This is a genomic window from Nitrosomonas sp. H1_AOB3 (assembly GCF_015709435.1).
In the GTDB taxonomy this organism is placed as follows: Bacteria; Pseudomonadota; Gammaproteobacteria; order Burkholderiales; family Nitrosomonadaceae; genus Nitrosomonas; species Nitrosomonas europaea.
Genome location: NZ_CP054389.1, coordinates 1,340,470 through 1,362,179, shown reverse-complemented (window position 1 = coordinate 1,362,179; position 21,710 = coordinate 1,340,470). Strand labels below are relative to the sequence as shown.

Here is a 21,710-nt window from a genome sequence, read left to right as displayed (position 1 = left end):
CAGCCTCATGGCTGTTCGCTTTGCTTGCGCGCCGGCTTTTGCCTTGAACTGACTGTCTCGCTGACGTTTTTCAGAAGGTTCCTTAGCCTAATGAATATGGTGTGACTAAGAAAATATTTTATGACAAGCTCTATTGCCATATCAACTCATCTATCAGTAATCGATTCCCGTTTGTGCCTGAATGCCTGCCTGAAAAGCGTGTTTGACATCGTGCATTTCGGTAACGGTGTCAGCCGCGTCACATAAAGCATCCGGCGCAGCGCGGCCGGTGATGACGACATGCTGCATGGCCGGCCGGTTCTGAAGATCAGTCAATACCTCGCTGATTTCCAGCCAGCCGAATTTGAGTGGGTAGGTGAGTTCATCGAGTATCAGCAGATCGATCGATGGATCGCACAGCATGGCTTGTACAACTGACCACCCTCGCCGGGCGGTTTCTCTATCACGCGCAAGGTCCTGCGTATCCCAGGTGAATCCTTCCCCCAGCACATGCCAGATGATATTTTCCTGTTGTCTGAAGAAGGCTTCCTCGCCGGTATCGGAGCGTCCCTTGATGAATTGTGCAACACCCACGCGCATGCCATGTCCCAGCGCGCGGGCAGCCATACCGAAGGCGGAACTCGATTTACCCTTGCCGTTGCCGGTCAGTATCAGCAACAGCCCCTTGCTTTTATCGGCACGGACAATCGCTGCATCCACGATTGCCTTCTGGCGCTGCATCCGCGAGCGGTAGCGCTGCGCCTTGTCCGCATCAATGTCTGTGCTGTCAGCCGATGGCATCAATCTGAGGGTGGCGTGATTTATGAATCAGTACGAACAGGGTATGTATCGTGGCCGCAGTACCGACATAAAACAGCAGGGACTGGAGATAAAGCGGGAAATAGTGCAATTCACGCTGCCAGAATTCAGCAAATGTGATTTCTTCAAATTGGCCGGAGAAAAAGTAGAATCCGCCACTGGAGAATAATTCGCACAGTATTGCTCCGATCAGGAGGCTGGTGGACAGGGGAGCTAATGCTCGCCATGAAAATTGATAACGGGTTGCGAACCAGCGGCCGGCCGCCCAGAGTGCGCTATAGGCGGGCAGCAGGAAAACATAGGCTGAGGTCAGGCAGAACTCGCTTTCTGCAATGGTAAAGTAAGTCGAAAAATCGAGTATCGAGGCAAGTGCCAGGAAGCCGAATAATGACCAGTTTGAGCCGAGGTAGATGCCAGCCAGAAAGAAAACTGCCCAGGAGGCTCCCGGCAGACTGTGCAGTGAGGCGAAGTGGTATTCACGTGTGACGATCATCAGGGCGATCAGGATCGATCCGATCAGGTATTGATGTCGTAATGGTAGTGTCAGCATTTTTTATCCTATGGTTGATAACGCAGGGTAACAAAAAAGTTACGCCCGGGCTGGTTGAAGAATGCAGCGGTTTCATAGTCCTTGTCAAACAGGTTTTCGATCCGTCCCTGGATGCGCCACTGTGGATTGATCAGATATTCTGCCCGCAAATCGACTTTGACATAATCATCAAGTTTCTGGCTGTTTGCCAGGTCATCGTAGCGATTGGTTTCTGCGAGAAACATGGCTCCCACAACAAAATCACCGAGCTGACGACTGGCATCGATCCGGAAAGCCTGCTTGCTGCGCCGTGGCAGGATATTACCTTTATTGGCTCCCTTGGAACGATTCTGCGGGTCAAGAAAAGTGAGGTTGGTTTGGATCAGCCAGCCTTTGATTTCGGTGTTGAGGATAGCCTCCAGCCCTTGTATGCGTGCTTTATCGATATTATCCGGAGTGAATGTTGCGGCATTGTATGAGATCAAGTCATCGATCCAGGTTTCATACAGGTTGAGTGACCAGTTGCCCCAGTCAAACCGTCCGGCTGCACCCAGTTCCACCGTGCGGGCATCTTCCGGTTTGAGATCAGGATTGCCAAATCCGGGGAAATACAGTTCGTTGAAAGTAGGGGCCTTGAATGCGCTGCCAAAGCCGGCAGTCAGCCTGACCCGTTCGGTCAGTGAATAGCCCCAGGAAGCGCCACCGGTTACCTGACTGCCAAATTGCTGGTTGTCATCATGGCGTACAGAAAGTTGCAGTTTGTGCGCTGCGAGTGAAATCTGGTGTTGCGCAAATACGCCCCAGTTATAGCGTGAAGTGGTGGTGAATTTTTCCGAGCTGTTGATACGATCGTACAGATAATCCGTACCGATGGTCAAAAGCTGATTCGGGGTGATGGTTATGTCATTTTGCCAGGAGATCGTATCGCGCCGGGCGTGGTAGCGTGTCGTGAATAGCTTTTCCTTGAAATTATCGGAATCTTCATTGCTGCGTCCCGCTGTCAACGTGATACGCCAGGGTTCAAAGAGTGAATAGCGTGCTGTTCCCCCGAATACTTGTTGTGCCAGCTGGGTTCTGTTTTGAAAGCTGCCGTCATACTCGTAATGACCATCAGTATGTAAAAAACTCGCTTCGATATCCAATCCATTATCAAAACGGTAACCAGCGCGAGCCGAGCCGGAAATGTTGCGGTAGCCATCCTTGTCGGGTTCGATGGTGAAGCATCCCGCACTGAAAGATCCTTTGCAGGCATTGAAGCCATTGGTGTCCGATCCGCTGATACCGAGATTGAACCAGGCACGTTCACTGCTGCCGGAGAGAGTGGCTGAGCCATTGATGGTGCCATAGCTGCCGCCTCCAAAACTGAGAGTCGGTTTCAATCCTTTTTTTCCACCTTTGCGGGTGAATATCTGGATTACCCCTCCCACGGCTTCCGGGCCATACAGACTGGATCGGGGGCCCCGGACGATCTCGATACGATCGATCAGTTCTACCGGATAGTTCTGGATTTCAGAAAATCCGGATGTAGCGGAGCCCATTCTGATGCCATCGACCAGAACCAGTACGTGGTCGGATTCTGTCCCCCGCAGGAGAAGTGTGGTCAATTTTCCAGGGCCACCGGTATTGGCGATATTGATACCTGCGACACCGTGCAGCAGATCCTGCATGGAGCGCGCTTGCTGGCGCTCGATATCAGTTCGCGTGATGACGGTAACCGAGGCGAGTGTATCTTCTGCAGCTTCATTGGTACGGCTGGCGGTAACGACTACTGGTTTTTCGAGATAACTGATTTCTTCTGCCCATGAAAGGGCAGAAAGACTGGCTCCCAGCCACAGAGTCAGTACAGATGAAGCATGATTTTCGGACATTGTTTCCTCCGCGCACACCCGCGCGATAATCGGGTTGTAAACAGATTGCGGAGAAACAGCAGGGAACCGGGCACGATTAAATACCGGGAATGAGATTCGGTGCCGTGTATTGCCCTCCGCAATAACATGATATTGTTTCAGGCCGGTCTCCGGACTTATGAGCGGAAGCTGTGTTTTCCTGATTCTGCGCCTTCCCGTGCCATACAGCACAGTGGCGTGTGCAGATCATTGACTCATTTACCGTTGCGGGGGCAGTGCCGGCATTGCGCTGGCTGATTCCAGCGCGCACCGGCTTCCCGTTTCATCCCTCGTGCGAATGCATCTGGGACACCTCAAACAAGGGGCGCAGACTATAACAGCGCTATGGTCATGTCAAGCATTGCGCCTGATCCGGGGTGAGAGACGGGTAATTATCTGTGGTGTAAGGAAAGTCTGCTGATTGACAGGAGAAGATGTGACCTGTAGTGGCTGGTGTATTGGCTACTCATTTTCTCCGGTATCATCATGCTGATTTTGCGTAACGGGTAGTGGTGACTTGCGGGAGGATGATTTCATCGACAAGGCAGCCAGGATGATGCCCAGTTCGTAGAGCAGGTATAAAGGGACTGCCAGCAAGATCTGCGACATGACATCAGGTGGAGTGAAAATCGCACCGATGACGAATGCACCTACCAGTACAAAGCGGCGGACAGATTTCATTTTTTCAATCGAGACGAGACCGGTCCGAATGAGTATCAGTACGAAGACCGGTACTTCAAATGTGATTCCGAAAGCCAGAAACATCGACAGGACAAAACCGAGGTATTCGCTGATGTCAGTCATGACGGCGACCCCTTCCGGCGCAAAATAGACGATGAACTCGAATACCAGTGGCAGTACGGCAAAGTAGGCAAATGCCATACCTGTGAAAAAAAGAAGGCTGCTGATGAATACCAGCGGCAGAAACAGGCGTTTCTCGTGGCTGTACAGACCGGGTGCGACGAATGCCCAAAGCTGATAGAGCGTATGCGGCAGTGTGACGAGAAATGCCACCATCAGCGCTACTTTCATCGGGATGAAGAAAGGGGTGACGACCTCGGTGGCGATCATCTGCCCGCCTTGTGGTAATTTTTCCAGCAGGGGGAAAGCCAGAAAACTGTATAACTCTCGCGCAAAGAAAGCGCAGGGGAGAAAACCCAGAAACAGTACCAGAAGTGCCCGGATCAGCCGGGAGCGTAATTCCACCAGATGTGAAATAAAAGTAATATCGTCATCCATCTGTTACTGCGGTTCGTCCTGTTGTTAGATTGGGCTGTCTGATTTGATGGAAATGAGGACGATCACCGGTTTGCAGTGATTGAATCCTTACAGAAACTAACTGTTCGGCTGCCGGGGTTCGGCAGGTGCTGATGAAGTTTTGGTTTCACTGGTATTGACCGGTTCGATATTTTCCGCAGCTTTTTCAAATGGAGGTTGTTTATCCGGTATGACTGCAGACTGGGTTTCTGTAGTTTCCTGAATTTTGTTTATTTCGCTGCGTACCGAATTCTCAAATGAATTGACGGTTTCGTGCATGGAATCTCTTAGTTTTCTCAGGCTGTCCAGTTCCATTTCTTCATGCAGGTCATGCTTGACCTGATCGACATAGCGCCGGGCACGCCCCAGAAAATAACCTACTGTGCGGGCAACGGTTGGTAACCGTTCCGGCCCGATGACGATCAGCGCTACAATTCCAACGACCACGAGTTCAGCGAAACTGATATCAAACATTTTCAGATTCGAACATTGTTGAACTGCACTTGGAGATTATCTCGAGCATCCTGTCCCGGTAATTGCGGAGAGCCATGTGTCAGATCACACTTTCGTCTGATCTTTTTCTTCTATTTCACTTTTGATCGAATGGCCGGTGACCTGCTGAGCCGGGGGGGGCGGAGTGCTTTCTTCTTCAGCCCCTTTCATTCCCTCTTTGAATCCACGGACTGCTCCGCCCAGATCACTGCCAAGATTGCGCAGTTTTTTGGTCCCGAATACCAGGACGACAATTGCCAGAACAACCAGCCAGTGCCAAATACTGAAACTTCCCATCATTTGCTCCTTGAACGGTTAGTCGTGGTGAACCATGGCGGGCAGACGATCCTTCCCTCCGATAACGTGAAGGTGAAGATGAAACACTTCCTGTCCGCCTACTCGGCCGGTGTTGATAATGGTTCGGAATCCATCTGTACATCCCTGACTGGCTGCCAGCCGGGGAGCCAGCCACAACATTTTACCGAGTAACTGCTGATGGCTCGCATCGACTTCACTCAGTGATCCGATATGCTGTTTGGGTACCACCAGCAGATGTACGGGTGCTGCCGGATGGATATCGAGAAATACCAGTGTATCCTCATCCTCATGGATTTTGGTGGCCGGGATTTCTCCACGGACGATTTTGCAGAATAGACAGTCTTCCATATTACTCAGTTTTGTTGGGTTGGGATCGCGATAACTTTTCTTCGATGCCGGATATTCCTTCCCGGCGTTCCAGTTCCCGCAATATATCTTCCGGCGAAATGTCATGCCGGGTGAGCATGATCAGACAATGAAACCATAAATCTGCCGTTTCATAAATGATCTGTTCTCTGTCATTGTCTTTGCAAGCCATGATGGTTTCAGCGGCTTCCTCAGCAATTTTTTTCAGCACCTTATCCTGGCTGCTGTTCAGCAATTTTGCCGTATAAGAGATGGAAGGATCAGCGTTCTTTCGTGCTTCGATTGTCCGTGCCAGCCGCTGCAGTATGGTCGATGCTGTCATTTGGTATAAATTTGTGACGAGTCTTTGATAACAGGTTCTGTGACGACCCATTCTCCATTTTTCAATTGACGGAAGAAGCAGCTTTGTCTGCCTGTATGGCAAGCAATTCCTCCTTTCTGTTCCACACTGAGGAGAAGGATATCTTCATCGCAATCGAGATGGATCGCACTGATTTTCTGGGTATGCCCGGATTCCTCGCCTTTATGCCACAGTTTTTTTCTGGAGCGTGACCAGTAAACCGCTTCACCGCTTTCGACAGTACGTTTGAGTGCCTCGCGGTTCATCCAGGCGACCATCAGAATTTTGCCGCTGTTTTTATCTTGTGCGATAGCTGGAATGAGGCCGTCTGCCGACCAGTTGATTGTGTCAAGCCACTTGTCTGTCATTGACGTGCTCCACGTGTTCTTCTGTTTCTTCGGGCGATCTTAACAGTTTCAAGGGTATTTTTAAAATGCAAGGGCAATAATGCCAGGTAAAAGGGCATTTCTGATCAAGCTGAAGCTAGGGTTATACAGGAATCAAGGAAAGATAATCCTATTTTGTTACAGGCGAACTTCTATCCCGTGCAATGACAGGTATTGCTTGGCTTGCCGGATACTGTACTCGCCATAATGGAAAATGCTTGCTGCCAGTACGGCATCGGCATGGCCTGCCAGAATACCTTCCACCAGATGATCCAGATGACCGACACCACCACTTGCAATGACCGGTAAATCGACTGAATCGGAGATTGCACGTGTCAGTGTGAGATCGAATCCGGAACGCGTACCGTCACGATCCATGCTGGTTAGCAGAATTTCTCCGGCGCCCAGGGCTTGTATTTTTTGAGCCCATTCAATTGCATCGATTCCAGTGGGTTTGCGTCCGCCATGGGTAAATACTTCCCAGCGTGGAGATTCAGGATTTGCATCAGGTATTTGTCTGGCATCGATTGCGATCACGATACACTGGGAGCCGTAGTGATCTGCTGATTCCTTGATCAGCATCGGATTCAATATCGCTGAGGTGTTGATGCTGACTTTGTCTGCACCTGCGTTCAAAAGCCTGCGTACATCTTCGGCCTTACGGACGCCTCCGCCTACTGTCAGAGGGATGAATACCTGTGCAGCAACTTTTTCGACGATGTGCAGAATTAAATCGCGATTTTCCGAGCTGGCGGTAATATCGAGGAAAACGAGCTCGTCAGCGCCCTGTTCATTATAGCTGCGGGCAATTTCGACCGGGTCTCCCGCATCCCGCAACGAGACAAAATTGACTCCTTTGACGACGCGCCCATCTTTGATATCAAGACAGGGGATGATACGTTTGGCTAATCCCATTGATCAGAAATTGTCAGAAGCAGGCTGAATAGAAGAGAGACAGGGTAAAAAATGTGCTGTGAGTGCAAATGATATTCGGATGGGACATAACTGAACCGATCAAATAGTTGCTGCATCCAGTTGATCTGCCAGGGCTTGAGCCTCTTTGAAATCAAGTGAGCCCTGATAAATCGCACGGCCGGTGATGACGCCAGTAATTCCTTCAGACTGGACTTCACACAATTTTCTGATGTCATCCAGATTGGTTACACCCCCACTGGCGATGACAGGAATCGTCAGTGCCTGAGCAAGTTCCACGGTGGCTTCGATATTGAGCCCGCTGAGCATACCATCGCGGCCGATATCGGTATGGATGATTGCTTCCACGCCGTAATCCTGGAATTTTTTAGCGAGATCGATGACATCATGGCCGGTTACCTTGGACCAGCCGTCGACGGCCACTTTTCCACTCTTGGCATCCAGCCCGACCATAATCTGGCCTGGAAACGCATAGCAGGCATCGTGCAGGAAACCAGGTACTTTGACTGCTGCCGTTCCGATGATCACGTAGGTGATGCCATTATCCAGATAGTATTCTATGGTCTCCAGATCGCGTATTCCTCCGCCCAGCTGGATTGGAATTCTGTCATCGACAGCCTCGACGATCGCACGGATTGCTTCGCCATTTTTGGGTTTTCCGGCAAATGCACCATTGAGATCGACCAGGTGCAGTTGACGTGCTCCGTTATCCAGCCAGTGCAGTGCTACTGTTTCAGGATTTTCCGAGAATACTGTGGCATTTTCCATGATGCCTTGCTTCAGTCGGACACAATGTCCATCTTTCAGATCGATAGCAGGAATAATCAGCATACGGGTTTATCTGGGTTGATGATCAGGGTTGAAAAATAAGGTAAAAACAAGGTAAAAACAAGGAAAGATCTGAATGTTATCAGGGCGTCCATTTCAGGAAATTACTCAATAATGCCAGTCCTGCAGAATGACTTTTCTCAGGGTGAAACTGAATGGCAAAAATATTATCCCTGGCCACTGCGCAGGTGAATGGAACCGGATATTCGGTGCTGCCTGCCACTATTTGCGGTTCATCTGTTGCCACGTAATAGCTGTGAACGAAGTAAAAACGTGTGTCGGTACCGATCCCGTACCATAACGGGTGCTCCAGAGTCTGGTGAACCTGGTTCCAGCCCATATGAGGGATCTTGATTTTGGGAATGTCGCTATCGGCTGTATCCGTAGATTCCAGTTTTTTGACTCTGCCAGGCAGAATGCCCAGTGCACGAATATTGCCTTCTTCACTTTCCTCGAACAGCATTTGCAACCCAAGGCAGATACCGAGGAAAGGCTTGTTTTTAGCAGCCTCGATAACTGATTCGCGTAAACCCTGGTCATCCAGCGCCTGCATGCAATGAGGCATCGCACCCTGACCGGGAACAACGACGCGTGTGGCAGAGCGGATAACTTTGGGATCACTGGTTACGGTGACGACAGCAGATGAATCGACATATTCCAGTGCTTTGGATACTGATCGCAGGTTGCCCATTCCGTAATCAACGACGGCAATCGAGTTCATGTTTGTATCAGAATGTTCAGAGTGTTTTGTCTACAGCACGCCTTTGGTGGATGGGATAAGGTTATCACAGCGCGGGTCGGTTGTTACCGCCATACGCAGCGCCCGGCCAAATGCTTTGAAAATGGTTTCAGCCTGATGATGCGCATTTTTACCGGCCAGATTGTCTATGTGTAGCGTCACCATGGCATGATTGACAAAGCCTTGAAAGAATTCCTGGATCAGATCGACATCGAAATTACCAATGACTGCGCGTGTGAATGTGGTGTTGAACTGCAAACCGGGCCTGCCCGATAAATCGATGACGACTCTGGACAAGGCTTCATCGAGAGGTACATAAGCATGTCCGTAGCGCACGAGTCCTTTCTTGTCAGCAACTGCACGATTCAGCGCCTGGCCCAGTGTAATGCCGATATCTTCCACTGTATGGTGTGCATCGATATGGAGATCACCTTTTGCGGCAACACTCAGATCGAACATGCCGTGACGGGCAATCTGATCGAGCATGTGATCAAGGAAAGGAACTCCGCTGTCTAATTCCGCTTTTCCCTGGCCGTCCAGGTTGATCGTTACCGTGATTTGTGTTTCCTGAGTATTGCGGGTGACTTGTGCTGTACGCATGGGCATTTAAATTCGAACGGATGTCGTGTTCGGTTTTCCGGTTAATTTCCTGCGATCAGGTCTTGCAGTGTGTTGCAGAAACGATCATTCTCTTCAGGTGTGCCTACCGTTACACGGAGGCAATTTTTTAATAAGGGGTGACTGTTGTCAAGATTCTTCACCAGAATGCCATGCTGCTGAAGCAATCTGAAAATCTGGCTGGCCCCATCGAGACGGAACAGAATGAAGTTGGCATCCGAAGGGAACACCTCGATTCCATTCAGATTTTCCAGGAAAGTGCGTAATCTGGTACGTGTTTGCCTGATTGCATCTGCCTGTTGCTGCAACACATCATAGTGCTGCATGATTTTTGTCGCAACAAGCTGGGTAATCACGTTGACATTATAGGGCAGGCGCAGTTTCTCCAGATGAGATAACCACTCCGATCTGCCGGCCAGAAGCCCCAGGCGGAGTCCGGCCAGTCCCAGCTTCGAAAGTGTCCGCATGACCAGCAGATTGGGATAATCGGCAAGCCTGCCAATGAAACTTTTTCCGGCAAAAGGATGATAGGCTTCATCGATCACGACCAGCCCCGGGGATACTTCGATGATCTTTTCCAGAGCGCTGGTATCGAACAGATTGCCGCTCGGATTATTCGGGTAGGCCAGGAATATGATGGAAGGCTGATGGCGCTCGATTGCTGCGAGCACCCTGTCGATATCCAGCGAAAAATCAGGTTTCAGGGGAATTCCGATATACTGCATGTTCGCGAATGTAGCAATCATTTTGAACATGGCAAATCCTGGTTCGATCGTCAGCAGCTTGGCTCCCGGCTTTGCTGCCGCCAGCATGATGATCTGAATGATTTCGTCTGAACCATTGCCCAGCATGATTTCCATTCCGGCCGGAACGGATAATGTGGTACTGAGCACTTCCTTGAGCGCGGTGGCGTGTGGATCAGGGTAACGATTGATGGATGTGTCTGCCGCTATCCGGGAGATTTCTTCACACAAAAAAGGGGGCAACCGGTAGGGGTTTTCCATTGCATCCAGCTTGACCATATCCTTGGCAGGGGGGACATGATAGGCTGACAGTGCAAGGATTTCCTGGCGAATGACCTGGTCAGGTGACGGTGAAGTCATGTATCAGAGAGAGGCGGAATATATTGAGTAAGGCAGTGATTATTTTGAACCGCCGTCTTTTTTATCTTTTTCGCTTAGATAAAAGAGAACTGCACTGATGACCACTACTGGAAAGATGACGAAATAACTGAGCGCATACAGCGTATCGTCATCGTGACCTGACGGGGGAGTGGTGCTAATGATTTTATACCCATGCATGATTGCTACGATAATTACACCAGCCAGACCAGCCCAGCGATGTCTGAGTAGTTTTTTGTTTGTAATGATATTCAGGCCGAGTGCAGCAAAATGCCCGACAAAGTAGATGAAAGTATAAAAAGCCAGCGCACCCATCAGGAAATTCCCAATAAAACTGTCAAGTTCCGAAGCCAGTTAAGTTGTTTTTGCAGCGTAACGTAAATATCGCGAGAGTATACAGTGAAATTTTAAGAGGATTGTGTATGGTGAAACAATAAAAATCGTTTTATTGCGAGTTTGAACATAATCAAACCAGATCACGAGTCGCTGTAATACTGCTTTAGTTACAGATGAAACAAGATATCGCTTCTGAGATGAAAACTCAAAACCTTTTCAGGATTATTTTATAATCGGACTTGTACACAAACTATGGAGAAACAGGCTGATGATCAGAGTATTGCTTGCGAACCCGAGAGGATTCTGCGCGGGGGTTGACCGGGCCATTGAAATCGTCGAGCGTGCGCTGGCGATGTATGGCGCACCTATCTACGTAAGGCATGAAGTTGTCCATAACCGCTTCGTAGTTGAAGACCTGGAGAAAAAAGGGGCGGTATTCGTGGAAAATCTCGAGGAAGTACCGGAAGGGAGTATGCTCATTTTCAGTGCGCATGGTGTTTCTCATGAGGTGAGAAAGGAAGCAGCCGCTCGTAAGCTGCAGATATTCGATGCGACCTGCCCGCTCGTGACCAAGGTGCATGTCGAAGTGGCAAAAATGGATAAGGAAGGTAAGGAAATTGTCATGATCGGCCATCAGGGTCATCCTGAGGTCGAGGGAACCATGGGGCAGATTGCCAAAAGCAAGGGCACGATGTATCTCGTGGAAACGGCGGAAGATGTGACCAGGCTTCAAGTCAAGAACGAAAGTAATCTGGCATACGTTACCCAGACGACTTTGTCGGTCGATGATGCAGCACGTGTGATCGAAGCGCTGAAGCAGCGTTTTCCAAAAATTATCGGTCCCAAGAAAGATGATATCTGCTATGCCACACAAAACCGTCAGGATGCGGTCAAGAAGCTGGTCAAGCTTTGTGATCTGGTCGTCGTGGTAGGGTCACCGAACAGTTCGAATTCCAATCGCCTCTGTGAGGTGGCAAGAAATGAGAATGTAGAAGCTTACATGGTTGATCAGGCAGAGCAGTTGCAAGAGAGCTGGTTGACCAATAAACGGTGTATCGGAATTACTGCTGGTGCGTCTGCTCCGGAAATACTGGTTCAGCAGGTGCTCGAACGCCTTGAACAGATTGCAGCAAAACAGTCAAACCAGGGTGTAATAATTGAAGAATTGTCCGGGGTTCTTGAATCGGTAACTTTTCCGCTACCGAAAGCTGAACCTGTGAGTTTCAATAAATATATCTGACATTATTCGGATGGATGCCACCCCCTCTGATACGGGGTGACATCAAAAGGTTGAGTACGTTTCAGGATTTCGTTCACCAGTATTTCCGCACTGCCGGGTGCCATCGTTACACCATAGCGAAAGTGTCCGCTGTTGATATAAAGGTTTTCAAGAAACGGGTGTGGGCCGATTATCGGGATATTGTCGGGTGTGGCGGGGCGCAGGCCCGACCAATGTTTCAGGAGTGGCGTATTTTTCAGTTGTGGCAGGATTTCTTCCGCCCAGCTGGACAGCCTGTTTTTTGCATCGAGGGTGATCTGCTTATCAAATCCTGTGTCCTCGATCGTGCTACCCACCAGCAAGTGTCCATCACGTCTCGGAATGAGATAGAGATCTCGTTGCAACACAATGGAACAAAGCGGATTTCCCGGCAGCCTGTATAAAAGCATTTGCCCGCGAATGGGTTTTATTGCGAGATTCAGTGCATGTTCTCCGAGAATTTTTCTGCTCCAGGCACCAGCTGAAAGAATGTACTGATCAGCAGAGTGTTTTTCAGATGGTGTCCGGATGGCATGAACTTTCTGACCGGATATCTCCAGTTCCTGGACTTCGCAATGCTCGATGATCTTTCCGCCCAGTTGTCTGATACGTTTGTATAACGCCTGTAGCAGACGTGGATTGCGAACCTGAGCAACTTCAGGGAGAAACAGCGCCTGAGCGTTTCCCTGTTCGTCGTTGATGTGAGCCCAGGATAATCCGCCATGGTGTGAGGATGAGAGGTATGTCAGCCGTACCGCATAGGCGGAGCACCAGTTGACGGCTGCCTCTGGATCGCAAGGTGGAAGAATGACAAGCCCGCAGATCTGATATTCGGGATCGATACCAGTGGCTGTATTCAGTGCTGCCGTCCACTCCGGATAGCGTGACATACTGTACGCAGCCAGGCGGGTTACGGAATCCGAATAATTCCATGGATATAAAGGAGACAAAATACCTCCACCCGCCCATGAGGCTTCACACCCTGCTTCCCGGCGATCGAGCAGGGTGACTGATGCACCTTCTTCAAGTAATCGAAGCGCAGTGGAAAGGCCGATGATTCCTGCGCCAATCACTATAAAATCACTTGCCATTTCCGTTCGACAGTATTTGTTTGCAAGAGATAAATGAGGCAGCCTCTGAATCAGCAACTCTGTAATTTGCCAGAATCAGGTATTTTGCTGTAACTTCGGGGAAAATACATAAAAAACTGTACAATATCAGGAGAAAAGGACATAATTGGCCATCGTAAATGAATGGTCGATATGGCTGCAAATATCCTGGTGATCCATGGCCCCAATCTGAATCTTCTGGGCAGAAGAGAACCTGCCGTCTACGGGCAAACAACACTAGAAGATATTAACAGGAATCTGACGGTCAAAGCGCAGGCAGCATCTGTAGCATTGAGTATCTTTCAGAGCAATGCTGAGCATGAGTTGATCGACCGGGTGCAGGGGGCCATGAGTGATGGTACCGATTTCATTATCATCAACCCGGCCGCACTGACACATACCAGTATTGCCCTGCGTGACGCTTTGGCTGCTACCAGCCTGCCATTTGTGGAAATCCATCTTTCCAATGTTTATGCTCGTGAATCATTTCGTCGTACCTCTTATTTCTCGGATATCGCAGTTGGGGTCATCAGTGGTTTGGGTGCTGCGGGATATGAACTGGCGCTTCAATTTGCTTTGACCAGATAAATAGTATGGGCAGGGTGGCGTCGCTGAAAAGATTTTATCCACAATCAGGCAGATTCCGATAATTGAAATGAATAGCAATACAAATCAGATGAACTGATTCAGTTCCAGATCGGTCAACGATCGTTATCAGGAAACAAAAAAATTTCGAACCTGAAGACAAATCAGAGTGTTTATGGACGGGATCCGCCCCGGAGGAAAATATGGATTTGAGAAAACTCAAAAAATTGATTGAATTAGTTGAAGAATACAGTATTACCGAGCTGGAAGTGACTGAAGGTGAAGAAAAAGTACGTATCAGCAAATCCATAACACTGACACAATCGACTGCCACAATAGTACCGCAATATCATGCACCTGCTCCGGCAGGGCCGGTAACGGCTACGGTGAGCGAGACTGATGCACCGGATAAACCTGGACTGCCGGAGGGACATATCGTTAAATCCCCCATGGTAGGGACTTTCTACCGTGCCTCAGCTCCCGGAGCGAAGCCATTTGTCGAAATCGGGCAATATGTGAAATCCGGAGAAACGCTGTGTATCATCGAAGCCATGAAGCTGCTCAACGAAATCGAGGCTGACCGTGACGGAAAAATCAAGACCATTTTGCCGGAGAATGGTCAGCCGGTTGAATATGGAGAGCCATTGTTTGTCATCGAATGATGATTTCCCGGGGTGATTTCCTGAATTCTCAAGCATCCATCCAGACCAGGTTCCCAGCACCTAATTTTTATGTTTGAAAAAATATTGATCGCAAATCGTGGTGAGATCGCGCTGCGCATCCAGCGGGCATGTCGCACCATGGGTATTAAAACAGTAGCCGTTCATTCTGAAGCAGATGCTGAGGCCAAGTACGTCAAACTGGCCGATGAGTCGGTGTGTATCGGCCCGGCAGCCTCTGCACAGAGTTATCTGAACATTCCTGCCATTATCAGTGCGGCTGAAGTCACCGATGCTGAAGCCATTCACCCGGGTTACGGTTTTCTATCCGAGAATGCGGATTTTGCCGAGAGAGTGGAAAAAAGCGGCTTTTTCTTTATTGGACCCCGGCCGGATACGATCCGGTTGATGGGGGATAAAGTCAGTGCCAAAAATGCCATGCGACAGGCGGGGGTACCTTGTGTACCGGGTTCCGGTGGTGCATTACCGGAATCTCTCGATGAGGTAAAGAAGATCGTTAAAGAAATCGGCTATCCGGTCATCATTAAAGCGGCCGGAGGCGGTGGAGGGCGCGGTATGCGTGTGGTGCATACCGAAGCAGCGCTTTCAAACGCGGTGATTACGACACGTAACGAGGCGCAGACTGCATTCGGCAATCCGGTTGTTTATGCAGAAAAATACCTGGAAAACCCTCGTCATATCGAATTTCAGGTACTGGCCGACGAGTACGGCAATGTCGTTCATCTGGGGGAGCGGGATTGCTCCATGCAACGTCGCCATCAGAAGATCATTGAAGAAGCACCTGCCCGCGGTATTTCTGTACAGTTGCGTGACAAAATCGGGGAGCTGTGTGTCGAGGCTTGCAAGCGTATCAATTATCGCGGTGTCGGGACTTTTGAATTTCTTTACGAGAACAATGAATTTTATTTCATTGAGATGAATACCCGGTTGCAGGTCGAACATCCGGTAACGGAGGCGATCACCGGGATCGATCTGGTTCAGGCGCAAATTCGTGTGGCAGCCGGAGAAAAGCTGTCTTTGCAGCAGAAGGATATCGTGTTCAAGGGCCACGCCATAGAATGCCGTATCAATGCGGAAGATCCCTATAAACTGACCCCATCGGCCGGGCGCATCACTCAATACCATGCTCCGGGCGGCCCGGGAATCAGGGTTGATTCACATATCTATCACAACTATCGTGTACCACCTTACTACGATTCCATGATTGCCAAGGTAATTGCCTATGGCGATGATCGCGACCTGGCTATTGCCCGCATGCGTATAGCATTGACGGAAATGATCGTTGAAGGCATCAAAACCAATATACCGTTGCATCTCGATCTTCTGACAGATTGCAATTTCCTGTCCGGCCCCGTTTCCATTCATCATCTTGAAGGTAAACTCGCGTTGTATAACAAAAAATCGACCTGATGCGATAGTGAGAAATTCTGTTACCCGCTTTGGCGATGTCCTGGCTATCTCTGACTTTTAGAATTGGATCCGATTACATCGATCTGGTAGGTGACCGGCTGCTGGAACGGGGTGCATTGTCGGTCGATGTGCATGATGCGGGGGAGGGAACCAGCCAGGAACAACCTCTGTTCGGTGAGCCCGGCGCACCTCCGGATCAATTCTGGCAGCAGGCGGAAGTAACGGTGCTGCTGGAAGAAAATGCCAATGTCGATGAGATCATACAGGAGGTTGCCGAGGTAATCGGGTCGCCTGCATTGCCGGAGTACCAGCTGGCACAGGTTATGGAGCAAGACTGGGTCAGGCTGACGCAGGCACAATTCGAACCGATCAGAATTTCCTCGCGGCTGTGGGTGGTTCCATCCTGGCATGAACCGCCAGATCCTGCAGCAATCAGTCTAAGGTTGGATCCTGGCCTGGCTTTTGGTACGGGCAGCCATCCGACTACCCGGTTATGCCTTACCTGGCTGGATCAATTCCTTCAACCCGGTGACAGTGTGCTCGATTATGGCTGTGGCTCGGGTATCCTGGCGATAGCTGCACTGAAACTCGGTGCAGATCGGGTCACAGGGATGGATATCGATCCCAATGCCATCACTGCCAGTCTGGATAATGCCCTGAATAATTTCTGTGACCCGGACAGACTGTTATTTACTACCGCATTGCCTCCGCTTGTGGAGGATGATCGTGCCAGTGCTGAATGGGCTCCGGTTACCGTAGTGGTAGCCAATATACTGGCCAACCCTCTGATTATGCTGGCACCTGTTCTGATGAAAGCTTTGCAGCCCGGCGGGCGTATCGTGCTTTCAGGAATACTGGAAACCCAGGCTGATGAGGTGTTGCAGGTTTACAGCGAATGGTTCGATATGCATATTGCAGCAAAAGAGCAGGGGTGGGTGCTGCTTGCAGGTCGAAAATCAGGTGGTGGTTTTGCATGACGCTGGTCACACGGTGTCCGGGCTGCCATGCGGTTTTCCGCCTCACAGGAATACAGTTGCATTCGTGCAATGGCGATGTTCGCTGTGGGCAGTGCAGGCAGGTATTCAACGGGTTCGTGGCGCTGATCGCAGTCCCGGAAGCATGTATTCAGTCTGCTGCACGATCTGCTGAATCAGCTCCGGGCTACTCCGAATCCGGTAATGTTGCTGTAGTACCAGTTGCAGAATCATCTTTTCCTGCAGATCATTTCGGTGTTCAACTGTCCACACGGAAAACTTCCCGCTGGTGGCTGATACCCAATGCATTACTGCTGTTATTGCTGCTGGGCCAGTTTGTGCATGCCTATCGTACTGAAATCTTTATTGCTTTTCCTGCATTCCAGCCGGCACTGGATAGCTATTGTGATTTGATGCAATGTGAGATCGACTTACCACACCATCTCCATTTGTTGAGTCTGGAATCTTCAGATTTACGTGTAAGCTCTCCCGCAGAGCCTGATGTCGTGGCGTTATCTGCAATCATCCGCAACCACGCACCCTTTCCACAAGCATTGCCGGCATTGCTGCTGACACTGACTGATTCTGATGAAAAGCCGCTTGCCAGCCGGATTTTTACTGCCAAAGATTATCTCGATTCTGTAACAGATCAGTCAGTATTGGGCGGAGATAGTGAAATACAGGTCCAGTGTTTTCTGAATACGGGCAGCCTTGATGCTGTGGGGTACAAGCTGGAGCTGATCTACCCGTAACAGGTCGTTTCACACAATTATAATGGAGTTGGCAAGGCTGTTTCGTTACCGGGTATCTGCCACATCTACGCGTGTTTTCCAGGCTTTGCCGCCGTAATAACGCTTGAGCCCGGCAGATATTGCATCGACCAGCTTGTTCTGATAAGCCTCGGAATTGAGTCTCGCTTCTTCGGTGTGATTGCTGATGAAAGCAGTTTCAACCAGAATGGACGGAATATCAGGTGATTTGAGTACCGCAAACCCTGCCTGCTCGACATTTCTTTTGTGCAGATGGTTGACCGATCCGATTTCATTCAGCACATGGCTTGCCAGCCGGACGCTGTCGTCAATCGTAGCATTCATGGACAGATCGATGAGTGTTTGCTTCAGATAACGATCCTTGTCATCCAGCTTGACTCCACCGAGCAGATCGACTTCATTCTCTTTTTTTGCCAGCCAGCTTGCCGTAGTAGAGGTTGCGCCGTTTTCCGATAAGGCATAAACGGAAGCACCATGCGCTTCTCTGCGCGGTGCAGCATCGGCGTGGATGGATACGAACAGATCCGCATTGGCCTGTCTTGCCTTGATGCGGCGTCCTGCCAGTGAAATGAAATGATCTCCGTCACGAACCAGTACGGCACGCATACCGGGTTCCCGGTCGATTCTGGCCTTGAGCTTTTTGGCGATCGACAGGGTTATATTTTTCTCCATGGTACCTTGCGGGCCGACCGCTCCCGGATCCTTGCCACCATGTCCGGCATCGATTGCAACGACAAAGGTTCGTTTGCCTGCAGGCTGGCGGTTGATCGCAGCCATGACGAGGTTCGGAGTCGCTTTCTGAGCAACGGGCCGGGTGGGAGGAGTGACTGCCGGCTGGGTATCTTTCTGTAATAGCGCCATCAGCGGATCGGTATATTCAGTTTTCCGGGCTTTATCAGCCGGCTTGGAGGCGTGAATATCCAGTACCAGACGGTGTCCGTATTGCTCGGCAGGAGCCAGTGCAAAAGCCTTGGGTATCGCATCGGTTTTCAGTTCGACGACCAGTCTGGTGGTTTGCGGGGTGAATCGGCTGACTTTCAGTGTTTTGATCAGCGGATCGTGTGATTTGAGTTTGGCCGGTAAATCACCCAGTGCACCGGGGAACGAAACATTTTCGATGTCCATGACAATTCTTTTGGGGGCATCGAGTGTGCTGATCTTGTATTTGACCGGCTTGCTCACGTCCATCGCCAGGCGGGTATACGCAGAGTCGGCCCAATAGCGGGCAGCAGTGATTTGCGTTCTGGCAACCGCTCCGTTGCCGTATGAAAGCGGCGGCAGGAAGAGAGTTGCAACAAGAAGTGAAAAGCAGGTGAGTAATCTGGTGCTGAATCGATTCAATCGGATACCCGTTTTTGCCAGTGTGATAAGCATTGTTCTCCCGCCTCTGTTGCCGCGCTAAATTCAGCGATTCTTCTTGTTCCAGAATAGCTGATCCGTATTTCCAGATCAGCCGCGTGCAGAAATTCCCCTGCTTTTTCAGGCCATTCCACCAGGCAGATCGAATCCTGATTGAAATACTCCCGAAAACCTGCTTCTTCCCACTCTAATGGGTCATTGAATCTATAAAAATCAAAGTGATACAAGTATAACCTAGAAAGTTTATAGATTTCAACCAGGTTATAGGTGGGGCTTCTGACTTTACCGTGATGACCCAGCCCTTTCAGGATGCCGCGTGCAAGCGTGGTTTTGCCCGCCCCCAGGTCGCCATACAGGAATACGGTCAGGCCCGGATGAAGCAGGGTTGCAAGCTGTTCTCCAAGTGCCAGGGTCGCTGCTTCACTATCCAGCTTTACCACGTGAGATGAGTACATCCAGGGTTTGATAAAAAAATTTCGCTCGATTGGCTGGCAGAAATTACCAGGGTATATGTTGCCCGTCATAGGCAATGAATTTACCCGTATCCGAGTGAGTCACTCTGCCCAGAATACTTTTCATCCCGGTAACACTCTGTTTTGTCGAGATCAGTGCACCCCGTCCACCCATATCGGTTTGCACCCAACCCGGATGCAGCAGCACCGCGATAATGCCGCGTGGCTGCAGATCGATGGCAAGGCTTTTGACTACCATGTTAACGGCAGCTTTGCTGGATCTGTAAATGTAACTGCCACCGCGCTGGTTATCGACGATACTGCCCATCTTGCTGGTGATGGTGGCAACGATTTTCAATTGGCTGCAGGCAATCTGTTTAACCAGTGCTTCGACCATTTTGAGGGGAGCGAATGTATTTACCCTGAAAGCTTCCATCCAGTCATCATAGCTGATATGACCGAATTCCCCGTTTTGTGCATGCGGGTAAACACCGGCATTGTTGATCAGAATATCAATGGGCAGATCTTGCAGCTTGTGTGACAACTGATCGATTTCTGCGAGTTCTCTGACATCGAGCCGGTGAATGGAAAATCGATCTTTATACTGATCAGCCAACCGGTTCAGCGCTTCAGCCTGCCGCGGTTGCCGGCAGCAGGCCACCACTTGCCAGCCATCGGCAGCATATTGTCTGGCAAACTCCAGACCTATCCCCCGATTGGCACCCGTAATCAAAACAGTATTCATTGGAAACCTCCGTCAATAATCGGAATCATGTCCTTTTTTCAAAGAATCAAAAGGAGCAATGATTTTTATATGAATTTCTGGAATAATCCGAATGCTCATGCAACAGCACATTAAGGCAATTCCTGCAACATGTCGTTATAACCCGCTATTATCTTCGGCCTCGAATCCGAAACTGGCTTTACTCTTGCACGAGTAAGTATTATCTCATTCATAACCCAAATCCAATCAATAAAACTAATATGAGTAACTATCTTTTTACTTCTGAATCAGTATCCGAAGGCCATCCCGACAAGGTTGCCGATCAGATATCGGATGCCATTCTCGATGCCATCCTGCAACAGGACCCTCATGCACGTGTAGCCTGCGAGACTATGTGCAGCACGGGGTTGATCGTCTTGTCCGGTGAAATCACGACTGATGCCACGATCGATTACAACGCCATTCCCCGGGGTATCGTGCGCGAAATCGGTTATACCAGTTCCGAGATCGGCTTTGATGCAAGCACTTGCGCTGTATTGACTGCTTTCAACAAACAATCTCCCGATATTGCTCAGGGGGTAAATCGCAGTAAAGACGAGGAAATGGATCAGGGGGCTGGAGACCAGGGACTGATGTTCGGTTATGCCTGCGATGAAACACCGCAACTGATGCCGTTGCCGATTTACTATGCGCATCGTCTGGTCGAGCAACAGGCAAAACTGAGGAAAAGCGGCAGATTGTCATGGCTGCGTCCGGATGCCAAATCCCAGGTTTCCGTTCGTTATGAAGATGGATTCCCGAAAAACATCGAAACGATCGTCATCTCAACCCAGCATTCTCCCGATGTTCCTCGTGATGAACTGGTTGAAGGCGTTATCGAAGAAGTCATCAAGCCGGTTTTACCGGCCGAGATGCTGAGCAATCATATTCAATATCTGATCAACCCCACTGGCCGTTTCGTGGTGGGCGGGCCGATGGGGGATTGCGGGTTGACCGGGCGCAAGATCATCGTGGATACCTACGGTGGGACGGCACATCATGGAGGGGGCGCTTTTTCCGGTAAGGATCCTTCCAAAGTGGATCGTTCAGCCGCTTATGCTGCACGCTATGTGGCCAAAAATATTGTTGCGGCCGGCCTGGCGCGTAAATGCGAAGTCCAGGTGGCCTATGCGATCGGAGTGGCAAAGCCGGTCTCGCTGATGGTGCAAACCTTCGGTACCGGGAAAATCCCGGACGGGAAACTTGCTGAACTGATTGCCAGACATTTTGATTTACGGCCTCGGGCCATCATTCACGAACTGGATCTGCTGCGTCCGATTTATGGCAAAACAGCTGCTTATGGTCATTTTGGCCGGGAAGAACCCAGCTTTACCTGGGAAAAAACTGACATGGCAGAGCAGCTCAAAGCAGATGCAGGTATCTGACCATTTTCACGGTCATTC

At 50.0% G+C, this 21,710-nt stretch carries 26 protein-coding genes and 1 riboswitch; of the genes, 7 read left to right on the top strand and 19 right to left on the bottom strand.

All coding sequences use genetic code 11. The features are described 5' to 3' along the window. Positions 1–153: 153 nt before the first annotated feature. The 15 genes from cobO to HRU73_RS06355 form a co-directional block, all read right to left on the bottom strand. Positions 154–780, bottom strand: coding sequence for a cob(I)yrinic acid a,c-diamide adenosyltransferase (gene cobO, locus HRU73_RS06425; RefSeq protein WP_287399980.1), 627 nt, complete (start codon positions 778–780; stop codon positions 154–156). Then, a complete protein-coding gene (locus HRU73_RS06420; protein ID WP_287399979.1) occupies positions 767–1,348 on the bottom strand; it encodes a hypothetical protein in 582 nt (193 codons plus the stop codon). Before HRU73_RS06420 ends, cobO begins: the two co-directional genes overlap by 14 nt. A gap of 8 nt (positions 1,349–1,356) precedes the next feature. Next, the gene (gene btuB / locus HRU73_RS06415; protein WP_287399977.1) at positions 1,357–3,195 is read right to left on the bottom strand and encodes a TonB-dependent vitamin B12 receptor; all 1,839 of its coding nucleotides are present in this window, start codon (positions 3,193–3,195) and stop codon (positions 1,357–1,359) included. Between the two features lie 123 nt (positions 3,196–3,318). Further along, a riboswitch (cobalamin riboswitch) is annotated at positions 3,319–3,545 on the bottom strand. Between the two features lie 130 nt (positions 3,546–3,675). Then, a complete protein-coding gene (gene tatC, locus HRU73_RS06410) occupies positions 3,676–4,452 on the bottom strand; it encodes a twin-arginine translocase subunit TatC (RefSeq protein ID WP_287399976.1) in 777 nt (258 codons plus the stop codon). A gap of 96 nt (positions 4,453–4,548) precedes the next feature. After that, a complete protein-coding gene (tatB, locus tag HRU73_RS06405) occupies positions 4,549–4,944 on the bottom strand; it encodes a Sec-independent protein translocase protein TatB (RefSeq protein WP_281871708.1) in 396 nt (131 codons plus the stop codon). A gap of 84 nt (positions 4,945–5,028) precedes the next feature. Then, positions 5,029–5,259 (bottom strand): Sec-independent protein translocase subunit TatA, encoded by a 231-nt coding sequence (gene tatA / locus HRU73_RS06400; protein ID WP_011111262.1) that lies wholly within the window; start codon positions 5,257–5,259, stop codon positions 5,029–5,031. Between the two features lie 18 nt (positions 5,260–5,277). Next, positions 5,278–5,628, bottom strand: a complete 351-nt coding sequence (locus tag HRU73_RS06395; RefSeq protein WP_011111263.1) for a histidine triad nucleotide-binding protein — start codon at positions 5,626–5,628, stop codon at positions 5,278–5,280. 1 nt (position 5,629) lies between these two features. Next, on the bottom strand, positions 5,630–5,968 hold the full coding sequence (locus tag HRU73_RS06390; RefSeq protein ID WP_011111264.1) for a phosphoribosyl-ATP diphosphatase: 339 nt from the start codon (positions 5,966–5,968) through the stop codon (positions 5,630–5,632). After that, positions 5,965–6,354, bottom strand: coding sequence for a phosphoribosyl-AMP cyclohydrolase (gene hisI / locus HRU73_RS06385; RefSeq protein ID WP_287399974.1), 390 nt, complete (start codon positions 6,352–6,354; stop codon positions 5,965–5,967). The genes HRU73_RS06390 and hisI overlap by 4 nt, the downstream gene beginning before the upstream one ends. Positions 6,355–6,510: 156 nt before the next feature. Beyond that, positions 6,511–7,287, bottom strand: coding sequence for an imidazole glycerol phosphate synthase subunit HisF (hisF, locus tag HRU73_RS06380; protein WP_287399973.1), 777 nt, complete (start codon positions 7,285–7,287; stop codon positions 6,511–6,513). Positions 7,288–7,386: 99 nt separating this feature from the next. After that, positions 7,387–8,136: a 1-(5-phosphoribosyl)-5-[(5-phosphoribosylamino)methylideneamino]imidazole-4-carboxamide isomerase gene (gene hisA, locus HRU73_RS06375; protein WP_287399971.1), complete on the bottom strand. Its 750-nt coding sequence runs from the start codon at positions 8,134–8,136 to the stop codon at positions 7,387–7,389. A 79-nt stretch (positions 8,137–8,215) separates the two neighbouring features. Then, entirely contained in the window at positions 8,216–8,854 is a 639-nt protein-coding gene (hisH, locus tag HRU73_RS06370) for an imidazole glycerol phosphate synthase subunit HisH (protein WP_287399969.1), read from the bottom strand. Positions 8,855–8,884: 30 nt separating this feature from the next. Next, positions 8,885–9,472 (bottom strand): imidazoleglycerol-phosphate dehydratase HisB, encoded by a 588-nt coding sequence (gene hisB, locus HRU73_RS06365; RefSeq protein ID WP_287400040.1) that lies wholly within the window; start codon positions 9,470–9,472, stop codon positions 8,885–8,887. A 41-nt stretch (positions 9,473–9,513) separates the two neighbouring features. Continuing rightward, positions 9,514–10,593 carry a histidinol-phosphate transaminase gene (hisC, locus tag HRU73_RS06360; protein WP_287399967.1) on the bottom strand — a complete coding sequence of 360 codons (1,080 nt, stop codon included), beginning with the start codon at positions 10,591–10,593 and terminating at the stop codon, positions 9,514–9,516. Positions 10,594–10,632: 39 nt separating this feature from the next. After that, complete coding sequence (locus HRU73_RS06355; RefSeq protein WP_011111271.1) at positions 10,633–10,926, bottom strand: hypothetical protein; 294 nt, start codon at positions 10,924–10,926, stop codon at positions 10,633–10,635. A gap of 289 nt (positions 10,927–11,215) precedes the next feature. Between HRU73_RS06355 and ispH the strand changes: the two genes are divergently transcribed. Further along, a complete protein-coding gene (gene ispH / locus HRU73_RS06350; protein WP_287399965.1) occupies positions 11,216–12,187 on the top strand; it encodes a 4-hydroxy-3-methylbut-2-enyl diphosphate reductase in 972 nt (323 codons plus the stop codon). A gap of 2 nt (positions 12,188–12,189) precedes the next feature. On the opposite strand, the gene thiO is transcribed toward ispH, so the two are convergent. Beyond that, positions 12,190–13,296, bottom strand: coding sequence for a glycine oxidase ThiO (thiO, locus tag HRU73_RS06345; RefSeq protein WP_287399963.1), 1,107 nt, complete (start codon positions 13,294–13,296; stop codon positions 12,190–12,192). 171 nt (positions 13,297–13,467) lie between these two features. Here thiO and aroQ point away from each other — a divergent pair, with 171 nt between their 5' ends. The 5 genes from aroQ (at position 13,468) to HRU73_RS06320 (ending at position 17,715) form a co-directional block, all read left to right on the top strand. Beyond that, entirely contained in the window at positions 13,468–13,902 is a 435-nt protein-coding gene (gene aroQ, locus HRU73_RS06340; RefSeq protein WP_276677971.1) for a type II 3-dehydroquinate dehydratase, read from the top strand. 200 nt (positions 13,903–14,102) lie between these two features. Then, entirely contained in the window at positions 14,103–14,561 is a 459-nt protein-coding gene (gene accB, locus HRU73_RS06335; protein WP_011111275.1) for an acetyl-CoA carboxylase biotin carboxyl carrier protein, read from the top strand. 69 nt (positions 14,562–14,630) lie between these two features. Continuing rightward, complete coding sequence (accC, locus tag HRU73_RS06330; RefSeq protein WP_011111276.1) at positions 14,631–15,989, top strand: acetyl-CoA carboxylase biotin carboxylase subunit; 1,359 nt, start codon at positions 14,631–14,633, stop codon at positions 15,987–15,989. 35 nt (positions 15,990–16,024) lie between these two features. Next, positions 16,025–16,966 (top strand): 50S ribosomal protein L11 methyltransferase, encoded by a 942-nt coding sequence (gene prmA / locus HRU73_RS06325; RefSeq protein WP_287399961.1) that lies wholly within the window; start codon positions 16,025–16,027, stop codon positions 16,964–16,966. After that, positions 16,963–17,715 (top strand): zinc-ribbon and DUF3426 domain-containing protein, encoded by a 753-nt coding sequence (locus HRU73_RS06320; RefSeq protein WP_287399959.1) that lies wholly within the window; start codon positions 16,963–16,965, stop codon positions 17,713–17,715. The genes prmA and HRU73_RS06320 overlap by 4 nt, the downstream gene beginning before the upstream one ends. A 45-nt stretch (positions 17,716–17,760) precedes the next feature. Here the strand turns inward: HRU73_RS06320 and HRU73_RS06315 are convergent, their stop codons facing one another. From HRU73_RS06315 to HRU73_RS06305, 3 genes are read right to left on the bottom strand one after another with little or no spacing between them, the layout of a single operon-like run. Further along, positions 17,761–19,107 carry an N-acetylmuramoyl-L-alanine amidase gene (locus tag HRU73_RS06315; protein WP_287399956.1) on the bottom strand — a complete coding sequence of 449 codons (1,347 nt, stop codon included), beginning with the start codon at positions 19,105–19,107 and terminating at the stop codon, positions 17,761–17,763. Then, positions 19,071–19,547 carry a tRNA (adenosine(37)-N6)-threonylcarbamoyltransferase complex ATPase subunit type 1 TsaE gene (tsaE, locus tag HRU73_RS06310; protein ID WP_276818077.1) on the bottom strand — a complete coding sequence of 159 codons (477 nt, stop codon included), beginning with the start codon at positions 19,545–19,547 and terminating at the stop codon, positions 19,071–19,073. The genes HRU73_RS06315 and tsaE overlap by 37 nt, the downstream gene beginning before the upstream one ends. A gap of 43 nt (positions 19,548–19,590) precedes the next feature. Continuing rightward, positions 19,591–20,289 (bottom strand): SDR family oxidoreductase, encoded by a 699-nt coding sequence (locus tag HRU73_RS06305; RefSeq protein WP_287399955.1) that lies wholly within the window; start codon positions 20,287–20,289, stop codon positions 19,591–19,593. Positions 20,290–20,528: 239 nt separating this feature from the next. Here HRU73_RS06305 and metK point away from each other — a divergent pair, with 239 nt between their 5' ends. Then, positions 20,529–21,692, top strand: a complete 1,164-nt coding sequence (gene metK, locus HRU73_RS06300) for a methionine adenosyltransferase (RefSeq protein ID WP_011111282.1) — start codon at positions 20,529–20,531, stop codon at positions 21,690–21,692. The last annotated feature ends 18 nt before the right edge of the window (positions 21,693–21,710 follow it).